The sequence below is a fragment of the Halorhabdus sp. BNX81 genome (assembly GCF_029229925.1).
Taxonomy (GTDB): Archaea; Halobacteriota; Halobacteria; order Halobacteriales; family Haloarculaceae; genus Halorhabdus.
Window position 1 is genome coordinate 432,245 of record NZ_CP107254.1, and the last position, 19,461, is coordinate 451,705.

General features: G+C 63.8%; 18 protein-coding genes. 8 read left to right on the forward strand and 10 right to left on the reverse strand.

Annotation, left to right across the window (positions count from 1 at the left end; all coding sequences use genetic code 11):
- Positions 1-9: 9 nt before the first annotated feature.
- Entirely contained in the window at positions 10-771 is a 762-nt protein-coding gene (locus HBNXHr_RS02120; protein WP_275882974.1) for a hypothetical protein, read from the forward strand.
- A 41-nt stretch (positions 772-812) separates the two neighbouring features.
- On the opposite strand, the gene trpA is transcribed toward HBNXHr_RS02120, so the two are convergent.
- From trpA to HBNXHr_RS02145, 5 genes are all read right to left on the reverse strand, one after another.
- On the reverse strand, positions 813-1,652 hold the full coding sequence (gene trpA, locus HBNXHr_RS02125) for a tryptophan synthase subunit alpha (protein WP_275882975.1): 840 nt from the start codon (positions 1,650-1,652) through the stop codon (positions 813-815).
- Positions 1,649-2,899, reverse strand: coding sequence for a tryptophan synthase subunit beta (gene trpB, locus HBNXHr_RS02130; protein WP_275882976.1), 1,251 nt, complete (start codon positions 2,897-2,899; stop codon positions 1,649-1,651). The genes trpA and trpB overlap by 4 nt, the downstream gene beginning before the upstream one ends.
- 22 nt (positions 2,900-2,921) lie before the next feature.
- Positions 2,922-3,707, reverse strand: coding sequence for an indole-3-glycerol phosphate synthase (gene trpC / locus HBNXHr_RS02135; protein WP_275882977.1), 786 nt, complete (start codon positions 3,705-3,707; stop codon positions 2,922-2,924).
- A 93-nt stretch (positions 3,708-3,800) separates the two neighbouring features.
- Entirely contained in the window at positions 3,801-4,049 is a 249-nt protein-coding gene (locus HBNXHr_RS02140) for a ribbon-helix-helix domain-containing protein (protein WP_275739039.1), read from the reverse strand.
- A 31-nt stretch (positions 4,050-4,080) separates the two neighbouring features.
- Positions 4,081-6,396, reverse strand: coding sequence for a glycoside hydrolase family 3 N-terminal domain-containing protein (locus HBNXHr_RS02145; RefSeq protein WP_275882978.1), 2,316 nt, complete (start codon positions 6,394-6,396; stop codon positions 4,081-4,083).
- Positions 6,397-6,533: 137 nt separating this feature from the next.
- Here HBNXHr_RS02145 and HBNXHr_RS02150 point away from each other — a divergent pair, with 137 nt between their 5' ends.
- From HBNXHr_RS02150 to HBNXHr_RS02160, 3 genes are all read left to right on the forward strand, one after another.
- Positions 6,534-6,680, forward strand: coding sequence for a hypothetical protein (locus HBNXHr_RS02150; RefSeq protein WP_275739041.1), 147 nt, complete (start codon positions 6,534-6,536; stop codon positions 6,678-6,680).
- 43 nt (positions 6,681-6,723) lie between these two features.
- Entirely contained in the window at positions 6,724-8,514 is a 1,791-nt protein-coding gene (pepF, locus tag HBNXHr_RS02155) for an oligoendopeptidase F (RefSeq protein ID WP_275882979.1), read from the forward strand.
- Positions 8,515-8,594: 80 nt separating this feature from the next.
- Positions 8,595-9,818 carry a proteasome-activating nucleotidase gene (locus HBNXHr_RS02160; RefSeq protein ID WP_275882980.1) on the forward strand — a complete coding sequence of 408 codons (1,224 nt, stop codon included), beginning with the start codon at positions 8,595-8,597 and terminating at the stop codon, positions 9,816-9,818.
- An 87-nt stretch (positions 9,819-9,905) separates the two neighbouring features.
- On the opposite strand, the gene HBNXHr_RS02165 is transcribed toward HBNXHr_RS02160, so the two are convergent.
- Positions 9,906-10,307, reverse strand: a complete 402-nt coding sequence (locus tag HBNXHr_RS02165; protein ID WP_275882981.1) for a hypothetical protein — start codon at positions 10,305-10,307, stop codon at positions 9,906-9,908.
- 192 nt (positions 10,308-10,499) lie between these two features.
- On the opposite strand from HBNXHr_RS02165, the gene HBNXHr_RS02170 reads away from it, so the two are divergent.
- Positions 10,500-11,468, forward strand: a complete 969-nt coding sequence (locus tag HBNXHr_RS02170) for a GTPase (RefSeq protein ID WP_275882982.1) — start codon at positions 10,500-10,502, stop codon at positions 11,466-11,468.
- 20 nt (positions 11,469-11,488) lie between these two features.
- Here the strand turns inward: HBNXHr_RS02170 and HBNXHr_RS02175 are convergent, their stop codons facing one another.
- Positions 11,489-12,232 carry an SIMPL domain-containing protein gene (locus HBNXHr_RS02175; protein ID WP_275882983.1) on the reverse strand — a complete coding sequence of 248 codons (744 nt, stop codon included), beginning with the start codon at positions 12,230-12,232 and terminating at the stop codon, positions 11,489-11,491.
- A gap of 86 nt (positions 12,233-12,318) precedes the next feature.
- The gene (locus tag HBNXHr_RS02180; protein WP_275882984.1) at positions 12,319-13,608 is read right to left on the reverse strand and encodes a TIGR00341 family protein; all 1,290 of its coding nucleotides are present in this window, start codon (positions 13,606-13,608) and stop codon (positions 12,319-12,321) included.
- A 110-nt stretch (positions 13,609-13,718) separates the two neighbouring features.
- On the opposite strand from HBNXHr_RS02180, the gene HBNXHr_RS02185 reads away from it, so the two are divergent.
- The 3 genes from HBNXHr_RS02185 (at position 13,719) to HBNXHr_RS02195 (ending at position 17,049) form a co-directional block, all read left to right on the forward strand.
- Positions 13,719-14,414 carry a phosphoglycolate phosphatase gene (locus HBNXHr_RS02185; protein WP_275882985.1) on the forward strand — a complete coding sequence of 232 codons (696 nt, stop codon included), beginning with the start codon at positions 13,719-13,721 and terminating at the stop codon, positions 14,412-14,414.
- Positions 14,415-14,525: 111 nt separating this feature from the next.
- Positions 14,526-16,163, forward strand: coding sequence for a GTP-binding protein (locus tag HBNXHr_RS02190; RefSeq protein WP_275882986.1), 1,638 nt, complete (start codon positions 14,526-14,528; stop codon positions 16,161-16,163).
- Positions 16,164-16,194: 31 nt separating this feature from the next.
- Positions 16,195-17,049 (forward strand): M48 family metalloprotease, encoded by an 855-nt coding sequence (locus HBNXHr_RS02195; protein ID WP_275882987.1) that lies wholly within the window; start codon positions 16,195-16,197, stop codon positions 17,047-17,049.
- A 4-nt stretch (positions 17,050-17,053) separates the two neighbouring features.
- On the opposite strand, the gene HBNXHr_RS02200 is transcribed toward HBNXHr_RS02195, so the two are convergent.
- Together HBNXHr_RS02200 and araA are read right to left on the reverse strand one after the other, a co-directional pair.
- Positions 17,054-17,650, reverse strand: a complete 597-nt coding sequence (locus tag HBNXHr_RS02200) for a hypothetical protein (RefSeq protein WP_275882988.1) — start codon at positions 17,648-17,650, stop codon at positions 17,054-17,056.
- A 250-nt stretch (positions 17,651-17,900) separates the two neighbouring features.
- Entirely contained in the window at positions 17,901-19,388 is a 1,488-nt protein-coding gene (gene araA / locus HBNXHr_RS02205; RefSeq protein WP_275882989.1) for an L-arabinose isomerase, read from the reverse strand.
- Positions 19,389-19,461: the final 73 nt, after the last annotated feature.

Consider the following 19,461-nt stretch of genomic DNA (forward strand, 5'->3'; position numbering starts at 1 on the left):
GTACAACGTATGCATCGCGCAGTCCCCGCTGCCCTCCTGGTTGCCCTGATCGCCCTCGCGGGGTGTGGCATGCTCGGCGACAGTCAGCCGCCGAGCGACGACCGCGCCCTCGAAGTCAGAAACGAGACGGTCGACGCCCTCGCCGACGTTGATACGTATCGCATGTCGATGGACGTTGGCGTCTCGGCGTCCGCCGAAGGGCGGTCGGTGTCGATCTCCGCTGGCGGCGACGGCGTCGTCAACCGGACGAGCCAGCTAATGCGGATGAAAACCACTGTCGAGGATCGGAGCACGACCAGCTATCTCGACAGTCGGACCGCCTACACGAAGTGTCCCAGCCCGCCGACCGGGTGGGGCGTCGAGAACCAGTCGACCGACGCCGAGTGGCTAACGTTGACGCCGCTGGGCCGACAGGTCGAGATATTCAACCGGACGAACGTTTACTGGGACGGGACGGCGACGATCGACGGACACGATACCGCGGTCATCGTCGCGTACCCAACCCAGAAGACACTCTCCTCGCTCCCCGGCGAGAGCCAGACCGACCTCACGAACACGGACGGAAACATCGAGAACATCACCGCCAAGCTGTGGGTCGATCAGGAGACGGCCCAGCCCGTCCGATCGCTGCTGCAACTCAAGATATCGGGGAATGGCGGGGAGGCCACGGCAAACGTAATGCTCGACTATGAGGAGTACGGCGAGGCGATCGACGTTCATATTCCCAAGATCGTTGGCGAGACGTGGTCTGGCGGCTGTCCCGGCGCGTGATCGGCTGTCTGTTCGATCCCACAGACACTGTCCGAACTCGTTCAGTCGCTCGATTCCGCCGTGGGCACTCCGCGGAGTGCCCCCTCTTTGAGTTCCCGGGCCTTCGCTTCGAGCCGATCAGCAACCGCTTCGGTCGACTCACCGCTTTCGGCCCCTTCGGCCACGATGTCGACCAGGGCGCTCCCGACGATGATCCCGTCAGCACCGGCCGAGACGATCCGTTCGGCGTGCTCGCCGGTTTTGATGCCGAAGCCGACGGCCTTCGGGACGTCCCATTCCCGGAGGCGTGCGAGACTCTCGTCGGTCTGATCGCTGACGTCCTCGCGCGCGCCGGTCGTCCCGAGTCGCGCCTGGACGTAGACGTACCCCGAGACCTGCTCCATGATGGTTTCGAGGCGGTCGCCGCGGGTCGTCGGCGCGACGATGAAGACCAGATCCAGCCCGTATTCGTCGCAGGCATCCCGCAACGGGTCGGCTTCCTCGGCCGGCAGGTCCGGGACGACCAGTCCCGCGATGCCCGCCTCGGCGGCCCGTTCGACGAACGGTCGGGGCCCTGACTCACTACCGTATTGATAAATCAGGTTGTAGTAGGTCATACAGACCAGCGGGATCTCGACGTCCAACTCCTCGACGAACGAAAAGAAACGATCGGGCGTCATCCCGCCTTCCAGCGACCGGACGATCGCGTTCTGGATCGTCGGCCCCTCGGCGATCGGTTCCGAGAACGGCAGGCCGAGTTCGATGATGTCGGCCCCGCCGCGTTCTAAGGCCTCGATATATTCCAGGGAAGCCTCGTACTCCGGATCGCCAGCCACCAGATACGGGATGAACGCCGGTTCGCCCGCCTCGAAGACGGCCCCGATCTCGCTGTTTGCGGTCATTCTCCGGCCTCCTGGAGGACGGTCGACGCGGTCTCGACATCGAGATCATGCGCTTTGGTCTCCTCGACGACGGTCTCTAAGTCCTTGTCACCGCGCCCGGAGACGTTGACGATGGTCACGTCGCCGACAGCGTCGGGATTCTCCTCAAGATACCCGAAAGCGTGAGCGGTTTCCAGGGCGGGAATGACGCCTTCGAGCCGGGAGACGCGGTGGAACGATTCGAGCGCGACCTCGTCGTCAACGTTGACTGCATCGACGCGCCCCTCGTCGACGAGATAGGCGAGCTCCGGGCCGACGCCCGAGTAGTCAAGCCCCGCCGAGACGCTATGGGACTCCATGATCTGGCCGTCCTCGTCCTGGAGAAGCTTCGTGCGTGCGCCGTGGAGGACACCCTCTTCACCGGTCGACAGGGTGGCGGAGTTGGGTGCGACGCCAGCTTCTTCGTCGACTTCAAGCGAGGACCCGCCGGCCTCGACGGCGATCAGGTCGACGTCCTCCTTGTCTCTGAATTCGTGGAACGCACCCATCGTGTTCGACCCGCCGCCCGCACACGCGACGATCGAATCGGGGGCGTCGCCGGTCTTCGCGAGGATCTGCTCGTGGGCCTCGTCGCCGATGACCGACTGGAAGTCCCGGACCATTTCGGGGAACGGGTCCGGGCCGACGATCGACCCGATGACGTAGTGGGTGTCCTCGACGTTTGTCGCCCAGTCGCGCATCGTCTCGCTGATGGCCTCCTTCAGGGTCCCGCGGCCGGTCGTGACGGGGGTGACTGTCGCGCCGTTGAGTTCCATCCGGAAGACGTTGGGGCGCTGGCGTTCGATGTCGGTTTCGCCCATGAAGATTTCACAGGGCATATCGAGGTGGGCGGCGGCCATCGCGGTCGCCGTGCCGTGCTGGCCCGCGCCGGTCTCGGCGATGATCCGCTCCTTGCCCATGTACTTCGCGAGCAGGACCTGCCCGAGGGCGTTGTTGAGTTTGTGTGCCCCGCCGTGGAGCAAGTCCTCGCGCTTGAGGTAGACCTCGGTGTCGTAGCGCTCGCTCAGCTGGTCGGCCCGCTGCAGCGGCGTGGGCCGGCCGCCGAAGTCCGCGAGATGGGCACGGAGTTCGTTCATGAACCCGTCCTCGTTTTCGAGCACGTAGCGTTCGTAGGCGTCCCGAAGCTCCTCGATGGCGGGCATTAGTGCCTCAGGGACGTACTGACCCCCGTAGCCGCCGAATTGTCCGTTCGTGTCGTCTGTGGTCATTGATCGTCAGCTCCGTCAGTTGTCATTGGTTGTGTGTCTCCGTCGGTGTGGTAAGTGCTTGCGTGTTCGTCGCCACGTCGCCGTCCATGATCGCCGAGCCGATCAACAGCCCATCGGCACCGGCCGCGCGCATCCGCTGGACGTCCGCCGGCGTCTCGATCCCACTCTCGGCGATCAGCGTCACGTCGTCGGGAACTGCGGGCGCGACCGACTCGAACGTTTCGAGGTCGACGACGAGTTTTGCCAGGTCGCGGTTGTTCACGCCGATGATCTCCGCGCCGGCGTCGACCGCGGCCGCGACTTCCGATCGGGCGTGTGCCTCGACGAGGACCTGGAACCCGCGGTCGCGCGCGGCGTCGAGCAGGTCTTCGAGGTCGTCCGTGCCGTCCTCCTCGAGAAACCGGACGATGAGAAGGACGAGATCGGCTTCGACCACGTCGAGTTGAGCCTCGTGGAGGATGAAGTCCTTCCGGAGGACGGGCACGTCGACGGCGTCCCGGACGCGCCGCAACGTTTCGGGCGACCCCCCGAAGTGCTCGGGTTCGGTCAGCACCGACAGTGCCGCCGCCCCGTTCTCGACCATGGCCGTTGCGAGCTCGACCGGATCGCCGTCGTGTCGGCCCTCTGTGGTCGGACTCGTTGGCTTGACCTCCGTGATCGTCGGCACCCGACCGTCGCGCTCGGCGCGATCGAACGCGTCAGCGAGGGACCGCGGCGTCACGTCCACCGTACCCGACGCGCCGCCACGATCTCTCGCTGCCGAGAGGATCGATCGCACGTCAGGCGCTATTTCATCACTGGCGTCCATTACCGTACACTAACGTACAGACATGGACATAAGGCTTGCGACATTCCGGTCACTATCGCTTGTTGATTGGCGAGCGGGGACTGAGAGCCCCAGTCAGAAGGTGTAGCCGTCGTCGGGATCGTCGTCGTGGAGGGCGGGATCTTGCTGGTCCTCGACCGTCTGTGAGAAGAAGTCGTCTTCGGCGGCGACTTCCGGTTCGTCCTCGCCCGTGTCGTACGCGGAGACGCCCATCGTCAGCAACTCCTCGACGGCCTGATCGCGGTTGACGAACTCGCCTTGCTCGACGAGGCGGTTGATGTCGTTCTCGATTCGATCGGGCAGTGAGATCGAAACCTTCGGCATATCAGGGGCTCAGAATCGCGGCCGGATTAATCTATCCCTCGTCGGGACGCCTCCAGCCCTCCCGGCCGAACCGACCTTCGATGACCACCTCGACGGATTCACTAGCACACGACAGCCTCAGCGTGCCGGGTTCGGCGCGCCGCTCGCCACGTTCCAGTATGACGCCCGACGCTGCCGGATCGACCTCGAACGTCACTTCGGTGCGCTCGCCGGCCGCTAGCTCGACCCGCTGGAACCCGACCAGTTCCCGGACGGGCGTCACCCGGGAACTGAACTCGTCGGTTCCATAGAGGTGCAGCGTCGTCGATCCCCCTCGGTCGCTGACGTTTTCGACCGCGATGGTCGCCGTGAGACTTCCCTCCGGGCCGACCCGCTCCGTCGACACCGACAGCTCGCCAGTCTCGAAGGCCGCGTAACTCAGGCCGTGGCCGAATGGAAACAGCGGCTCGTATGTCTCGGGATGCTCCGGCGGGCGGGGGTTTTCCTCGCGCGGGCTCCCCTCGATGGGATGGGGGTGTGGGCGGTAGTCGAAATGGGTCGGCAGGTGCCCGGTCGACCGCGGGATTGAGACCGGCAGCGACCCGCCGGGGTCCGCGTCGCCGAAGAGCACGTCGGCGACTGCGTTCCCGCCCTCTGAGCCGGGCAGGTAGGCGAACAGGATCGCCGGCACGTGTTCGGCCGTCCACTCCATAGCGAGCGGGCGGCCGGCGACGAAGACGGCGACGGTCGGCGTCCCGGTTTCTCGGACCGCCCCGAGCAACTCCCGCTGTGCCTCGGGGAGTTCGAGTTGCGAGCGCGTCGGGAACTCGCCGCGGTCGGTCTCGCTACGGTGGAACTCGTGACGGTAGCCCGTTTCGCCGACGACGACCACGGCGGCCTCGCTCGCGTCTGCTGCTTCGCGCGCAGCGTCAAGGTCGACGGTCTCGGTCATCGACGCGCCCTGTTCGCACCGGACCGTCGTTTCGGCTGGAACGGCCCGTTCGATCCCCGCACGAATGGTCGTCCCCGGTGGCTCGGGCTCGGAGATGGTGCTCCAGCCACCGAACTGGTTGCGGAGGTTGTCGGCGTTCGGGCCGAGGACAGCGATCGAGTCGAGACTTGTATCGAGCGGGAGCACGTCGTCTTCGTTCCGGAGCAACGTCATCGACTCGCGGGCGGCCTCGCGAGCGACGGCGCGGTGGTCGTCGGTTCCGACCTGCTCGACCCGGTCCTCGTTGACGTACGGGTCCTCGAAGAGCCCCAGCCGGAACTTCGCTTCGAGGACGCGCCGGACGCTCTCGTCGATTCGCGCCGCTGAGAGATCTCCGGATTCGAGGAGATCGAGCACGCGCTCGGCGTGTTCGACCCCGCCGACGCTCGCGACGTCGACGCCGGCGGTCGTCGCCTGCCAGACGGCTTCGTCCATCGAGCGGGCGGTCCGGTGGTCGTGATGGAGCATGTTGATGCCGTTCCAGTCCGAGACGACGTACCCATCGAAATCCAGTTCTCCCCGGAGCCAGCCTTCCAGATACTCCGTCGAGCCGTGGACGGGATACCCGTTGAGTTCGTTGTACGCGGGCATGATCGAGCCCGCGCCGGCGTCGATCGCAGCCTCGAACGGCGGTCGGAACACCCGCCGGAGGGTGTATTCGGAGACGTCGACCGGCGAGCCGTCCTCGCCCCGGACCGGATCGCTGTAGGCCGGGAAGTGCTTTGGCGTCGCGATCACGTTCCCTTCGTCGCCGATGGCGTCGCCTTGATACCCCCTGACGGCTGCCGCGCTCATCGACGCGCAGAGGGAGGGACTCTCGCCGAAGGTCTCGTAGATGCGGCCCCAGCGGGCCTCACGCCCCACGTCGGCGACCGGATTGAGGTTCTGGTGTGCGCCGGTCGCGGCGACTTCGGTCGCGGTGACGCCCGCCGCGGCTTCGACGAGGGCGGGATCGCGGGTTGCGGCCATGCCGAGGTTATGTGGGAAGACGGTGGTGCCCTTCACGAACCCGTGGCCGTGGTCGGCGTCGACGTAGAACAGTACCGGGATACCGAGTCTGGTGTTCTCGATGGCTTCCCGCTGGAGCGCATTCGCGACCTCGACGCACTCCGCTGGGGTCTCCCAGGGGGAGCCGCCGTGACCGAACGGCGAGACCGCGCCGAGGTGGTGCTCGGTGACAGCCTCGGCGATGCCCGAGACGGTTTCACGACCTGGTCGGAGTGTCGGGGCCGTGCCGACGAGCTGGCCGACTTTCTCCGCGGGCGTCATGCGCGAAAGGAGATCCCCGACGCGGGCTTCGGTAGATCGATTCGGATCTTTGTAAGGCGGGCGTTCGCGCTTCGACGAATCTTCGTCCGGTGGTCGGTTCTCATCCATGGCCCGGCCTTCACTCGCCGGGCCGTTAACCCTTCGACCCGGGGGTGGTCAGGCGTCGGCCGGTCATCCACCGATCGTTCTCACTGTTTTAGGCTAGCCAAAACACATAAGACTGACCGGTCTCCTACGGGGAGACAATGCCACGATCAGACGCTGACGCCGATCGCGAGGCGTCGACGGCGGTTCAGTCCTTCCAATCGTCGCCCGACCGGACAGTTTTCACCGAAGAGGGCAATCCCGACGGCTGGATCGCGACCGATCTGACAGTCGATCCCACGCCGTAGCGGCCCCGAACGTTTTAGCGCCCGCCCGTCTTATGCGGCGGTCGTGAGTACTGTACCCGAGCGAAGCGAGATCGACGAGGAGTACAAGTGGGATCTGGCGTCGCTGTATGCCGATACCGACGAGTGGGAGACTGCTTTCAAGGAGGCCGAAGAACTGACCGAGACCGTCGCGAGTTACGAGGGGGGCGCGACCGAGGACGCCCAGACGCTACTATCGGTGCTTGAAGATTACGAAGCGCTGATGCGCACCGTTTCGAACGTTGTCTCCTACGCCCGGATGCGACAGGACGAGGATACCCGCGACGACGACGCGAAGGCTCTCTTTGCCCGCGCGCGATCGCTGTCGGCCGACGCCTCAAGCGCCGCGAGCTTTCTCGACCCCGAGATCCAGGATCTCGACCGCGCGGATGTCGAGGCGATGATCGAGGCCGAGCCCGACCTCGAGGAGTACGACCACTACTTCGACGACGTGTTGCGGATGAAACCGCACACCCGCTCGACGGAGGTCGAGTCTCTCCTGGCGGATCTGAGCGAAGTCACCGGCGCGGCCGGGGACGTCTACGACATGCTGACGAACGCTGATATGTCGTTCCCGACGGTGGAGGATTCCCAGGGAGAAGCCGTCGAGATCACGCTCAACAACTTCACGACGCTCCAGAAGCGCCAAGACCGGCAGTTCCGCCGCGAGGTCTACGAGGGGTTTTACGACGAGTGGGAAGACGTGCGCAACGCCGTCGGGTCGGCCTACAAGAACGCGGTCAAGACTGACTCGAAGATCGCCCAGGCGCGCAATTACGAGACGGCACGCGAGGCTGCCCTCGACGGGCCGAACGTCCCGACCGACGTCTACGACACGCTCGTGGAGACAGTCCGTGAGAACCTCGATCCGCTCCACCGCCACGCCGAACTCAAGCGCGAGCACACCGACGGCGACGAGCTGGCGATGTGGGATCTGTACGTCCCGCTGACCGAGACCGAGAGTCCCGAGATCGAGTACGAACAGGCCAGCGAGTACGTCGTCGACGCGGTCGCGCCCCTGGGGGAGGACTACCAGAACCGGGTCGCCGAGGGACTCGACTCCCGGTGGGTCGACGTCTACGAGACCCGCGGCAAGCAATCGGGGGCCTACTCCGGGGGAACCTACGATTCCCAGCCGTTCATCCTGATGAACTATCAGGACGATGTCGAGTCGATGTACACCCTGGCCCACGAACTCGGCCACTCGTTGCATTCGGAGTACACCAGCGAGGCCCAGCCCTACGTCTATTCGGGCTATGAGATCTTCGTCGCCGAGGTCGCCTCCACCGTCAACGAGGCTTTGCTGACCCGGCACCTGCTTGACACTGTCGAGGATGATCGACTCCGTCGGCACGTGCTAGATACGTATCTCGAACGCTTCCGGTCGACGCTGTATCGCCAGACCATGTTCGCGGAGTTCGAACACCGCGCCCACGAGATGAGTGAGGCCGGCGAGCCACTAACGCCCGATCGCCTGGATGACCTCTATGGCGAACTCAAGAGTGACTACTACGCGCCGGGTGAGATCGACGACCGGATCGTCCGCGAGTGGATGCGCATCCCCCATTTCTATCGTGCCTTTTACGTCTATCAGTATGCGACGGGGATTTCCGCGGCTGTCGCGATCGCCCAGTCCATCGCCGAGGAGGGACAACCGGCGGCCGAGCGCTATCGGACGTTCCTCGAAAGCGGATCGAGCGAATACCCACTCGAACTCCTCCAGACGGCCGGCGTCGACATGACGACGGCCGACCCGATCGAGGATGCCATCGCCGAGTACGACGACGCGCTCGATCGGATGGCCGACCTGCTGTAAGCGGGACGTGATAGCATCCGGCACGCAAACCCCGCGACCCAAAGGCACTTTTTCTCGGACGGAGTAAGTATAGGTGTCAGATGTCCCGCAGTCCCTCGCTGCCGGATCGCCCGACGCTCGATCTCGATCCCGAGATGTCGCCGTCCGAACGACTCGCAGCGCTCGAGGAACACTACGCGAAGGTCGTTGCCGTCAACGACCAGCTCCAGGCAAAGCTTGAGGGGGCCTACGAGAAACAACGCTCGCTCGCCGACGACGTAGACTCTCTCGAACGAGAGAACCAGGCGTTGAAGACTGCCTCGCTCTACATCGCGACGGCCGAAGAGATCACCGACGACGGCGTGATCGTCAGACAGCACGGCAACAATCAGGAAGTCCTGACGGAGCTACCGTCGGGACTCGCCGGGGACGTCGAACCCGGCGACCGCGTCGCGATCAACGACTCGTTCAACGTCAAAGCGACCCTGGAGGCCGAGACCGACGCCCGAGCGCAGGCGATGCAGATCGATGGGAGTCCGGACGTCTCCTACGACGACATCGGCGGGCTCGACGAACAGCTACGGGAAGTCCGGGAAGCCGTCGAAGAACCGCTCCTCAACGCCGAACAGTTCCGCGAGGTCGGGATCGACCCGCCGAGCGGCGTCCTGCTGCACGGTCCGCCGGGGACGGGCAAGACGATGCTCGCCAAAGCCGTCGCCAACCAGACCGACGCCACCTTCATCAAGATGGCCGGCTCCGAACTCGTCCGGAAGTTCATCGGCGAGGGCGCGAAACTCGTGCGTGACCTGTTCGAACTCGCCGAGGAACGCGAACCGGCGATCATCTTCATCGACGAGATCGACGCACTCGCGGCCAAACGGACCGACAGCAAGACCTCCGGTGACGCCGAGGTCCAGCGGACGATGATGCAACTCTTGAGCGAGATGGATGGCTTCGACGATCGCGGCGAGATCCGGATCATCGCCGCGACCAACCGCTTCGACATGCTCGATCGGGCTATCCTTCGACCTGGTCGCTTCGACCGCCTCATCGAAGTGCCCGAACCCGACATCGAGGGCCGTGAACGCATTCTGGAGATCCACACTCGCGACATGAACCTCGCCGATTCGGTCGATCTCGGCGACATCGCCGGCGAGACCGAAGGCATGACCGGCGCGGAACTCGAAAGTCTCACCACCGAGGCCGGGATGTTCGCGATCCGGGACAGCCGGACCGAAGTTACTGAAGCTGACTTCACCGACGCCATCGAGAAGATCGAGGAAGCCGAGGAGGACAGCGTCGGGACGCCTGTGATGTTCTACTGAGCAGAGGGCTGGTACTGTCTTGCTCGTCGGTACAAGCGGATCGGTCCGACCGAACGCACGTGTCGTTGTCGTCGATGAGTCCCGACGTTATTTTTCGGCGATCCACTCGCGAGCTTCGTCCATGTCGTCGGTCATCGCACTCTCGTCGTCCACGTCCTCCATCCCCTCGTAGAACTCTTCCATGTCCATCTCGGAGATGACGCTATCCCGGTGGACCGTCACGGAGTGCTCGATACCCGCCTCGAAGATCTTCGGCATCCATTCCTCCTGGAGCCACTCCGTTTCCTCCTCGTTGTGGGCTTTGATTCCGCGCGTGTTCACGATCAGTTTCCGGGCGTCGTGCTCTTTGATGTATTCGAGTAGATCCATGGCACCGCTCTTGAACCGCTCTCCTGTCGAATACTCGTCCCAGTAGAACACGACTGCGTCGATATCGTCGTCGTAGACTACCGTGTACAGGTCCGTCTCTCTGCGATCGCGCTCTGACATGTGAACCGGTTACGTTCTATCCCTTATGAATTCGGCCACCCAAATATCGATCGTGAGAAATAGACGGTGTTCGGGCGGTGGCAATGTGCCGTGACGACGGCCGGCGTGGGCTCACGGGCTCGCTGGGTCCTGGCGAGTGGCTGTCCGACGGGAAGAACGCCCTTTTACCCGCCGACCATCTATCCTGGGCTAATGAGCCATCCCTTCGAGACCCTCCCGACGACTCCCACGTCGGAGGAACTCATCGACCAGGCGTTCTCGCGGGCCGCCCGGGCCGGCCGGGCCAAGTCCGGCCACGACGCCCAGCAGTCGATGCTCCAGACCGCGGCGAACGTCCTCTCGGACAACCTCGAGAACGTCGTCACCCAATGGCCCGACTTCGACGACCTCGACCCGTTCTATCGTGGGCTTGCCGACGCCGAACACGGGGTCGACGAGTTGCGCCAGCATCTCTCGGAAGTGACGTGGGCGAGTCGCAAGACCAGCGACATCCGTGACGAGTATCAGTCCCGGCTTCGGGGCGTCGACGTCGACGGCGCGCGCAAACTCCGCAAGCAAGCGTTCGCCCGCCTGGCCGACATCACCCGTCAGGTGGACGAGAACCTTGCGGCGCTGGCCGACGCCAGGCAGGCCCTCCGAAAACTACCGGACATCAAACCCGACGAACCCGTCATCGTCATCGCGGGCTACCCCAACGTCGGGAAGTCCTCGTTCGTCAACAGCGTGACGCGGGCCGACAACGAGATCGCTGCCTATCCGTTCACGACGACCCAGATTCACGTCGGCCATATCGAGCGCGATCACATCCGGTATCAACTGGTGGATACGCCCGGACTCCTCGATCGCCCGCCGGCGGAGCGCAACGCGATCGAAGCCCAGGCCGTGAGCGCGCTCGAACACCTCGCGGATGCCGTCATCGTGATGGTCGACGCCAGCGGCGAGTGTGGCTTCCCGATCGACGTCCAACTCGAACTCAGAGACGACATCGCTTCCCGGTTCGGCGACGCGCCCGTATTGACGGTCTGTAACAAGGCCGACCGCTCGCGGGACGTCGAGGCCGACCACTACATGAGCGTCACCGAGGACGACAACGTCGAGGGTGTCCTCGACGCGGTGATCGACGCTGTCGGGTACGAACCCGAGCTTCCCTTCGAAGAATAGACTCGTTCTTTCCGATCGCCTCAGGCGCTGGTCGCGTTGTAGACGACCTGGACGGAGGCCGAAACGTCGACGGGGCCGCGCTCGATCGTGGTCGAGGCTGCACCGCCTACAGCGTCGGCGGCCGTCATGGTTTCCTCGACGCGGTAGGGGCTGACGCTGACGTCACTGGCACTGATCGAGGACGCACCGACGACCTGGAGATCACCACTGGTTGCGAGAGTGTCGGCGTCCGTGCGAGCACGATCCATCGCCTTTTGGAGGGCGTCCTGACGGAGCTCGTGGCGTCGCTCCTCTGAGAGCGTAAAGGAGACGCCGTCGACGCGGTTGGCACCGCTGTCGATGGCAGTGTCGATCACGTCGCCGACACGCTCGGTATCATCGAGCGTGACTTCGAGCGTGTGGACGGCACGGTATTCAGTCGTCCCTTCGGTCTCGGGGCGTTCGCGTACTTCGCCAATATCGTAGTATCCCGTCTCGATCTGGTCCTCGGAGACGTTCAGCTCTGTCAGCGCCGAGCGCACGGCGGTGACGTTCTCGGCAACCTGCGTACGGGCAGTCTGGGCGTCCTCGGCGGTCGCGACGACGCCGAGCCGGAGGACGGCCTGATCCGGTTGGGCCGAAACCTCCGCTGATCCGGCGACGTCGATCTGCTTGGCCGGCTGGTCGGTCTGTGCTGCGGGCGTGATTGCTGTCGCAGCGCCCACCGCAGCGAGCAGTAGTACCGCCACGGCGGCCACCAGGAGGGTCGATCTGTTGAGTTTCATTACAGGTGATCCCACACCCGGAGATCATATAGTCCAATCGAACGTTCAAACGCTCGTTTGAGCGGTCCGGCCCCCTCCGATCGGCCTCAGCCGGCGGCGACTTCGGTGGCCACGTATCGCAACTCGGTAGTCACGTCCCGGTCGAGACTCGCGTCGAGACGGCTGTCGAGCCGTTCGCCGAGCGCCGGCGGTGACTCGCCGGGCGGCACGCCGACCGTGACGATCACCCGCTCGGGCTGCTGGAAGAACAGCCCACCGGTCCGTTCGGTCGAGATCGAGTGGACCGTCGACCCCGGCGTCTCTTCGACCACTTCCCGGACTGCCTCGTCGATCTGGCCGTCGACAGTGGCTCGCGTGTACGTGTCGTAGGTCACCCCGCCCAGAAAGACCGACAGGACAGCGATCGCAGCCACGAGTGCGAGGACGCGCTTGAGCGTGCTTGAGCGGGCGTCGTCCTCACGAAACCAGTGGGTCGGCCGGTAGCCCAGGTACCAAAGCACCGCCAGCGCGGCCAGGTTGATCGAAAGGACGTTCACCAGCGTCAGGATGCCCGATCCGAGGCTGACGGCGGGCAGCCCCCACGCGATGCCGATGCCGACCGTCGCGGCGGGCGGGATCAACGCGACGGCGATCATGACGCCGACCAGGGCCGTCGAGACGCCCGTCGAGAGGCTGACGACGCCCGCCACACCGGCACCCAGCGCGACGACCAGCGAGAGGAAATCCGGGAGGAGTCGCTCGCGGACGGCCGGAATCTCGGTCACGTCGAGTCCGGGTGGGACGAGAAACAGGTTCTTGACTACGAACGCGAACGCGGCCGCGCTCAGCACGGCCAGCCCCAGCCCCGCGATCTGCAGGCCGATGCCCCGCCGGAACAGCCCCTGGTCGTCGACGACGGTCCCGACGCTTGCGGCCATCGCGGGCCCGATCAGCGGCGCGATCACCATCGAGCCGACGATGACCGCCGGCGAGTCCAGCAGGAGGCCGGCGGTCGCGATCACGGCGGAGACGACCGTCAGGATGGCGTAACTCCAGGTCGCCGGCGCGAGGTCCGCGGCCTTGGACGTGAGTTCTTCCCGGGCGATGCGTTCCTCGCTTTTCTCCTCGGCGTAGCGATCCGTGAGTTCCTCGAACCGCCTCGAGATGACGGTGTTGGCTTCGACGACGACCGTGTAGGCCTGTTCGTCGATGCCCGCCTCCCGGAGTTTCTCCAGGACCGGTTCGACGGCGTTGGTCGGCAACGGGATGTACGCGACGGCGGTGTACTCCCGGCCGCTGGTCTCGTCGGTGAGGATGTACTCGACGTCGACATCTTCGAGCGCCGCCTCGATGGCCTCGAGCTTGCCAGCCGGAATTGTGACCTGGACGAGTCGCACGCCCGTAGGATCGTCGTCGGAGGCAATGAATGGTGGGGTCGCGCCGTGATCGGACTCGCTGTCTCGGCGGAAACGCAACCGGCAAGCCTCCCGGGCCGCGATGATCGTCTATGAGTGGAGCTACCGCGCCGCCGCTCGTGACGGACGTCGACGGGACACTGACCGACGACGAATTACGTCTCGATCCCCGGATGGGGACCGCCCTCCGGGAATGGGACGGCCCGGTCGTACTCGCGACGGGCAAGGTCCTCCCGTTTCCGATCGCACTCGCAAATTACCTCGGGCTTGAACGGACCGTCATCGCCGAGAACGGCGGCGTCACGTTCGTCGACGCGACCGACGAACTCGGCGTCCACGGCGACCGCGAGGCGGCCCAGGCTGTCGCCGACGCCTACGTCGAGGCCGGATACGACCTCGGATGGGGGCCGGCGGACCTGCCCAATCGGTGGCGCGAGACCGAAGTGATCGCCGCCCGTGACCAGCCGCTCGAACCGCTTCGGGACCTTGCGGCCGAGCACGGTCTGGAGGTCGTCGACACCCAGTACGCCTACCACGTCAAGTCCCCGACGATGACCAAGGGAAAGGGTCTGGAAACGGTCGCCGACGCGCTTGGGTACGAGCCGACCGAATTCGTCGCCGTGGGCGACTCGACCAACGACGTCTCGACCTTCGAGGCCGCCGGGACGGCCATCGCGGTCGCCAACGCCGACGACGCGGCCCTCGCGGCGGCCGACCACGTCACGGACGCGGAATTCGCCGATGGCTTTCTGGAGGCGCTGGATCGAGTCGACGCCGGCGAGTGGTGACTCCCTGCGATCATACGCTCCATTGTCATATATTCACAAACGCTCCTATCGGGGACGCTGCGCGGTGATTTCCGGGGAAGGTTTTTGGGGACACCACCGTTACCTGTTGGCATGACTCCCGACCGGGCCGTCCTCGAACGCGCGATCGAGCGCGGCGAGCGCGAGGGCGGCAGCGTCGAGTTCAAGGAACGCCTGACTCGCGATACGCACCTCGTCGACGGTCGCCTCGAAAGTCTGGCCGCCCAGCTTCGCCACCGCGTCCTCAGCGGCGACGGCGAGGCGACCTACGTTGTGGGGATCACCGACGACGGGAACCTGGCTGGTATCGACCCCGAGGCGTTCTCCGAATCGATGGACGTCCTCTCGCTGCTCGCCGACGAAGCCGGGGCGCACATCGAGGACGTCGAGACCTGGGGGGTCGACGGGGAGGGCAATGCCGTCCGTGGCCAGTCCGGCGAGCGCGGGATCGCCGGTGTGGCGACGATCCGGGAGGGCGCGGTCATGGACGACGACGAGCACATCGTTGTCGGGACCGCCGGCCACGTCGACCACGGCAAGAGCACCCTCGTCGGCTCGCTCGTAACGGGCCAGGCCGACGACGGCCAGGGCGGGACGCGCTCGTACATGGATATTCGCCCCCACGAGGTCGAGCGCGGCCTCTCCGCCGATCTTTCGTATGGCGTCTACGGCTTCGACGACGACGGCCCCGTCCGGATGGACAACCCCGACCGGAAGACCGACCGCGCACGGATCGTCGAGGAGGCCGACCGCCTCGTGAGCTTCGTCGATACGGTCGGCCACGAGCCCTGGCTCCGGACCACGATCCGCGGGCTCGTCGGCCAGAAGCTCGATTACGGCCTGTTGACGGTTGCTGCCGACGATGGGCCCACCAAGACGACCCGCGAACACCTGGGCATCCTGCTGGCGACCGAACTGCCGACGATCGTCGCCATCACGAAGGCCGATCTCGTCGACGCCGACCGGATCGCCACAGTCGAGCGTGAGGTCGAGCGCCTGCTGCGGGACGTCGAGAAGACACCGCTGCCGGTCGAGCGCCACGGCGTCGACGCCGCGATCGAGGAGATCTCAGAGACCGTCGTCCCCGTGGTGACGACCAGCGCCGTCACGGGCGATGGACTCGACACCTTAGACGAACTCTTCGAGCGACTCCCCAAGACCGGTGGCGACGAGACCGCGCAGTTCCGGATGTACGTCGACCGCTCCTACAACGTCACCGGCGTCGGCGCGGTCGCCTCGGGGACGATCAACGCCGGCCGCGTCGAGGCCGGTGACGAACTCCTGCTGGGGCCGATGGCCGATGGCACCTTCCGCGAAGTCGAGGCCCGCTCTATCGAGATGCACTACCACCGCGTCGACGAGGGCCGTGCCGGTCGGATCGTCGGTATCGCGCTGAAAGGCGTCGAAGAACAGGACGTCGAACGCGGGATGGTCCTCCTGCCCCGCGAAGCCGATCCCCAACCGGTCCGGGAGTTCGAGGCCGAGGTGATGGTGCTCAACCACCCGACGCGGATCGGCGAGGGCTACGAACCCGTGGTGCACTTAGAGACAATCAGCGAGGCCGCCGCGTTCTATCCCGAGGGCGGCCAGCTACTTCCGGGCGACAGCGGGCGGGCGCGCGTTCGGTTCAAGTTCCGGCCGTATCTGGTCGAGGAAGGCCAGCGCTTCGTCTTCCGGGAGGGGCGCTCGAAGGGCGTCGGCACGGTGACGGACGTGACAGGCGTGGAGTGATTGATACTTGCAAACGATTTTTGATTGCTCGATGGAAGCCAGTCAAACGAGTAGATTGCTAACGGTTTATCAAGGGGGGCTCGTTTCCCTTTCATCACTTCTTCTTTTGGAATTCGGAATGAAACGATTGAGTCTAGTTTGTCTCCTGTCGACCATAGTCATTCTGGAACTGATCAACACTCGAATACACCCGGCCAATGACTCTACAGATTGGCTCGAAGCAAAGGAGTACCGTATGGATATCCAACAAGATGCGAGTGATGTCGCACTGGCTATGGGTATCGAACCACCACGGGTCATCATTTCAGGGGGTATGGACACTCTTTCAATTATATTCGCCGACGAGAACCTGATAATTGTACCACGACTAGTAGTCGCGGGCCTTGATCGGGATATTGTGAAAAGTCTTCTCGCCCATGAACTGGGACATATCTATCACCGCTCTTTGGTACTAGAAGCGTTTCACAAGGCATCGACTTCGTATGTAGGCTTTCTGGGTCTCTGGCTAGGATTCCTCCGTGGGCGCACGCTTGTTATTATAATCGGGATTTCATTAGTATACATTTTCATGGCCACATTCAAACGAAACTATCTGGGAAATCTGTTCCTGATTGCGACGAGTCTCGGGGCTATCCTTCCTTCTCTTTGGGCGTACATCGCGAGACAACGGTGTAATGAATATCTTGCTGACGAAATTGCGGCGAAACACGTGGGGGCAACGACATTTGCTCATGGTCTTCAGGTAATCAACAATCGATTACAATCGGTAGAACCTAGTCAGGATGCCAACGTGTCATTATTCAACCGCCCCAGACAATGGATGGCCCACCATCCTCCTATAAGTGCTCGAATTCGTCGTTTAGGTGTCGATCCAGAAGAAATATAGCCGGTCAACGAAGGTGCTCTTCACCAATAGTTTCGCAACATTCACCACAAATGTATTCATCCAGTTCGGAAAGCGCTTGCTTATTGCCAGTGTATTGCATTACACACCCTTCGGTGGTACAGTCAGCTACACCGAGCATCTGGCCCATCAGTTTGATAACCTCATTTCGCATCCACTCCGATGACTGGTCGGTCCACTGTCCATCTTCATAGAATTCGGCCGTTGTAACAAGAGAGATATCTCCAGCCAAATATGACATCCCGAATATATTATTTCGGCGCTTATGGTAGATTGGCAGATCCGTGATCGTGATCGTCTTCATCCCCTCTCCTATTTCACCAATACGGATCAACCTCTCCGCTTCATAGCACTCGCTGTCGGAGTCATAAGCCACATCTCGAATCGAAGTAGGGTCGTCAAATTCCGCGGGGTTGAATTTTTCATCAACATCGAATCTCGAAAGGGGCCGATGAACCGCATCAAAATGCGTTTCGATCGCACTTTCGAGTTGAAATCTTGCCTCTTCGATGGGGTTACCGATCATCTGCGATGTCACTTCCAAAGTAGGCGCATCGACTGAATCTGATCTGAACAGTGCCATTGGATGATATAAAGTGTGGGCTGGTAAATCAAATGTGTTACGTGTCAATTTTCATTTTCCAAAAATTCCGAACATTCCCCGGACCAATTCTTTATAATCTTCTGTCACTTTCACGTGGCGATCTGAGTGAGTTTTCTAAAAGTTGAGGGGGTGGTGGGGCCGTCTTCCGGGAGGGGCGTTCGAAGGGCGTCGGGACGGTGACGGACGTCACTGGCGTGGAGTAACGCTATCCCCGATACTGCGATTCGTTTTACGAGAGGTCGCTTTCGACGTCCGCGATATCGGTATCCTCGCCGACGTGGAGGTGCTCGATATCGGTCATCGACGCGAAGTCTTCGAGGTGCTCGCTCGTCACGGCCTGGCTGTAGCCCGTGTGGTGAGCACCGCCGGCTTTGATCCACGCCTCGATGGCGGTCTCGAAGTCGGGTTCGGGTTTCCAGACCGCCCGCGCGACGGGGAGTTCGGGCAGCGGTTCGTCCGGCCCGACCGATTCGACATCGTTGGTGATGAGCCGGAAGCGATCGCCCATGTCGACGAGCGAGGCGTTGATCGCCGGGCCGGTGTCGGCGTCGAAGACCGCCCGGACCGGGTCGGCTTTCCCGCCGATGTCGAGCGGGTGGATCTCCAGGCGTGGCTGTTCGCCGGCGATCGACTCACAGATCTCCAGCATGTGCGCCCCGAGGACCTTCTCGTCGCCCGCGGTGAGATCGTAGGTGTAGTGTTCCATCAGCGAGGTGCCGCCCTCTCGGCCCCGGCCCATGACTTTCATCGCCCGGGTCAACAGCGCCGACTTCCAGTCGCCCTCAGGGCCGAACCCGTAGCCATCGGCCATCAGCCGCTGGACGGCCAGGCCCGGGAGCTGTTCCAGGCCGGTCAGGTTCTCGAAGGTGGTGGTGAAGCCGACGAACTCGCCGTCTTCGAGGAAGGCTCTGATCCCGAGTTCGATCCGGGCGGCCTCCCGTAGCGACTCGCGTCGATCGCCGTCGGCCCGGAGATCGGGCGCGAGTTCGTATTGCTGGTCGTACTCCGCCACGAGGTCGTCGATCTCGTTCTCGGTGACGTCCTCGACGAATTCGACGAGGTCGCCCAGACCGTAGCCGCTGACGGTCGCCCCGAGGGTCATCTCAGCTTCGACTTTGTCGCCCTCCGTGACGGCGACGTCGCGCATGTTGTCGCCGAAGCGGGCGATCTTCGCGCCCCGGAGTTCGTGACGTGCGGCAGCCGCGCGAGCCCAGGTGTCGAGTTGCTCCCGGACGCCGTCGTCCTCCCAGTGGCCGACGACGACCTTCCGGTCGATGTCGAGTCGGGAGACGATGTGGCCGAACTCGCGACCGCCGTGGGCGGACTGATTGGCGTTCATGAAGTCCATGTCGATCTCGTCGTAGGGCAACTCGCGGTTGAACTGGGTGTGGAGGTGGACGAAGGGAACGTCCAGCGCCTGCAGGCCACGGATCCACATCTTCGCCGGCGAGAAGGTGTGCATCCAGGTGATGAGCCCGATGCAGTCCTCGCTGGCGTTGGCTTCTCTGACGACCGACTCGATGGCGTCGGCCGTCGTCAGGACTGACTTGAACTCGACGCTGACCGGGATCCGGTCGTCATCGTCGAGTCCGGCGGCGACCTCGCGGGCGTGTTCCTCGACGAGGTCGAGCGTCTCCTCGCCGTAGAGGTGCTGGCTCCCGGTGAGGAACCACACTTCCAGGTCATCGAAGTCCGTGCCGTGCGGGATGGGTGACATAGATAGTCACAGATCGGACGACCGCGAGTAAAAAATGATCGATGGGTGCGGACGAACGCGGCCGGGCCGCCTT

Coding starts and splice junctions, on each gene's coding strand:
- HBNXHr_RS02200 (WP_275882988.1), bottom strand. CDS start 17,650: ATGGCACTGTTCAGATCAGATTCAGTCGATGCGCCTACTTTGGAAGTG.
- HBNXHr_RS02120 (WP_275882974.1), top strand. CDS start 10: ATGCATCGCGCAGTCCCCGCTGCCCTCCTGGTTGCCCTGATCGCCCTC.
- trpA (WP_275882975.1), bottom strand. CDS start 1,652: ATGACCGCAAACAGCGAGATCGGGGCCGTCTTCGAGGCGGGCGAACCG.
- HBNXHr_RS02185 (WP_275882985.1), top strand. CDS start 13,719: ATGAGTGGAGCTACCGCGCCGCCGCTCGTGACGGACGTCGACGGGACA.
- HBNXHr_RS02140 (WP_275739039.1), bottom strand. CDS start 4,049: ATGCCGAAGGTTTCGATCTCACTGCCCGATCGAATCGAGAACGACATC.
- HBNXHr_RS02165 (WP_275882981.1), bottom strand. CDS start 10,307: ATGTCAGAGCGCGATCGCAGAGAGACGGACCTGTACACGGTAGTCTAC.
- HBNXHr_RS02190 (WP_275882986.1), top strand. CDS start 14,526: ATGACTCCCGACCGGGCCGTCCTCGAACGCGCGATCGAGCGCGGCGAG.
- HBNXHr_RS02170 (WP_275882982.1), top strand. CDS start 10,500: ATGAGCCATCCCTTCGAGACCCTCCCGACGACTCCCACGTCGGAGGAA.
- HBNXHr_RS02145 (WP_275882978.1), bottom strand. CDS start 6,396: ATGGATGAGAACCGACCACCGGACGAAGATTCGTCGAAGCGCGAACGC.
- HBNXHr_RS02175 (WP_275882983.1), bottom strand. CDS start 12,232: ATGAAACTCAACAGATCGACCCTCCTGGTGGCCGCCGTGGCGGTACTA.
- araA (WP_275882989.1), bottom strand. CDS start 19,388: ATGTCACCCATCCCGCACGGCACGGACTTCGATGACCTGGAAGTGTGG.
- HBNXHr_RS02150 (WP_275739041.1), top strand. CDS start 6,534: ATGCCACGATCAGACGCTGACGCCGATCGCGAGGCGTCGACGGCGGTT.
- trpC (WP_275882977.1), bottom strand. CDS start 3,707: ATGGACGCCAGTGATGAAATAGCGCCTGACGTGCGATCGATCCTCTCG.
- trpB (WP_275882976.1), bottom strand. CDS start 2,899: ATGACCACAGACGACACGAACGGACAATTCGGCGGCTACGGGGGTCAG.
- HBNXHr_RS02195 (WP_275882987.1), top strand. CDS start 16,195: ATGGAAGCCAGTCAAACGAGTAGATTGCTAACGGTTTATCAAGGGGGG.
- HBNXHr_RS02160 (WP_275882980.1), top strand. CDS start 8,595: ATGTCCCGCAGTCCCTCGCTGCCGGATCGCCCGACGCTCGATCTCGAT.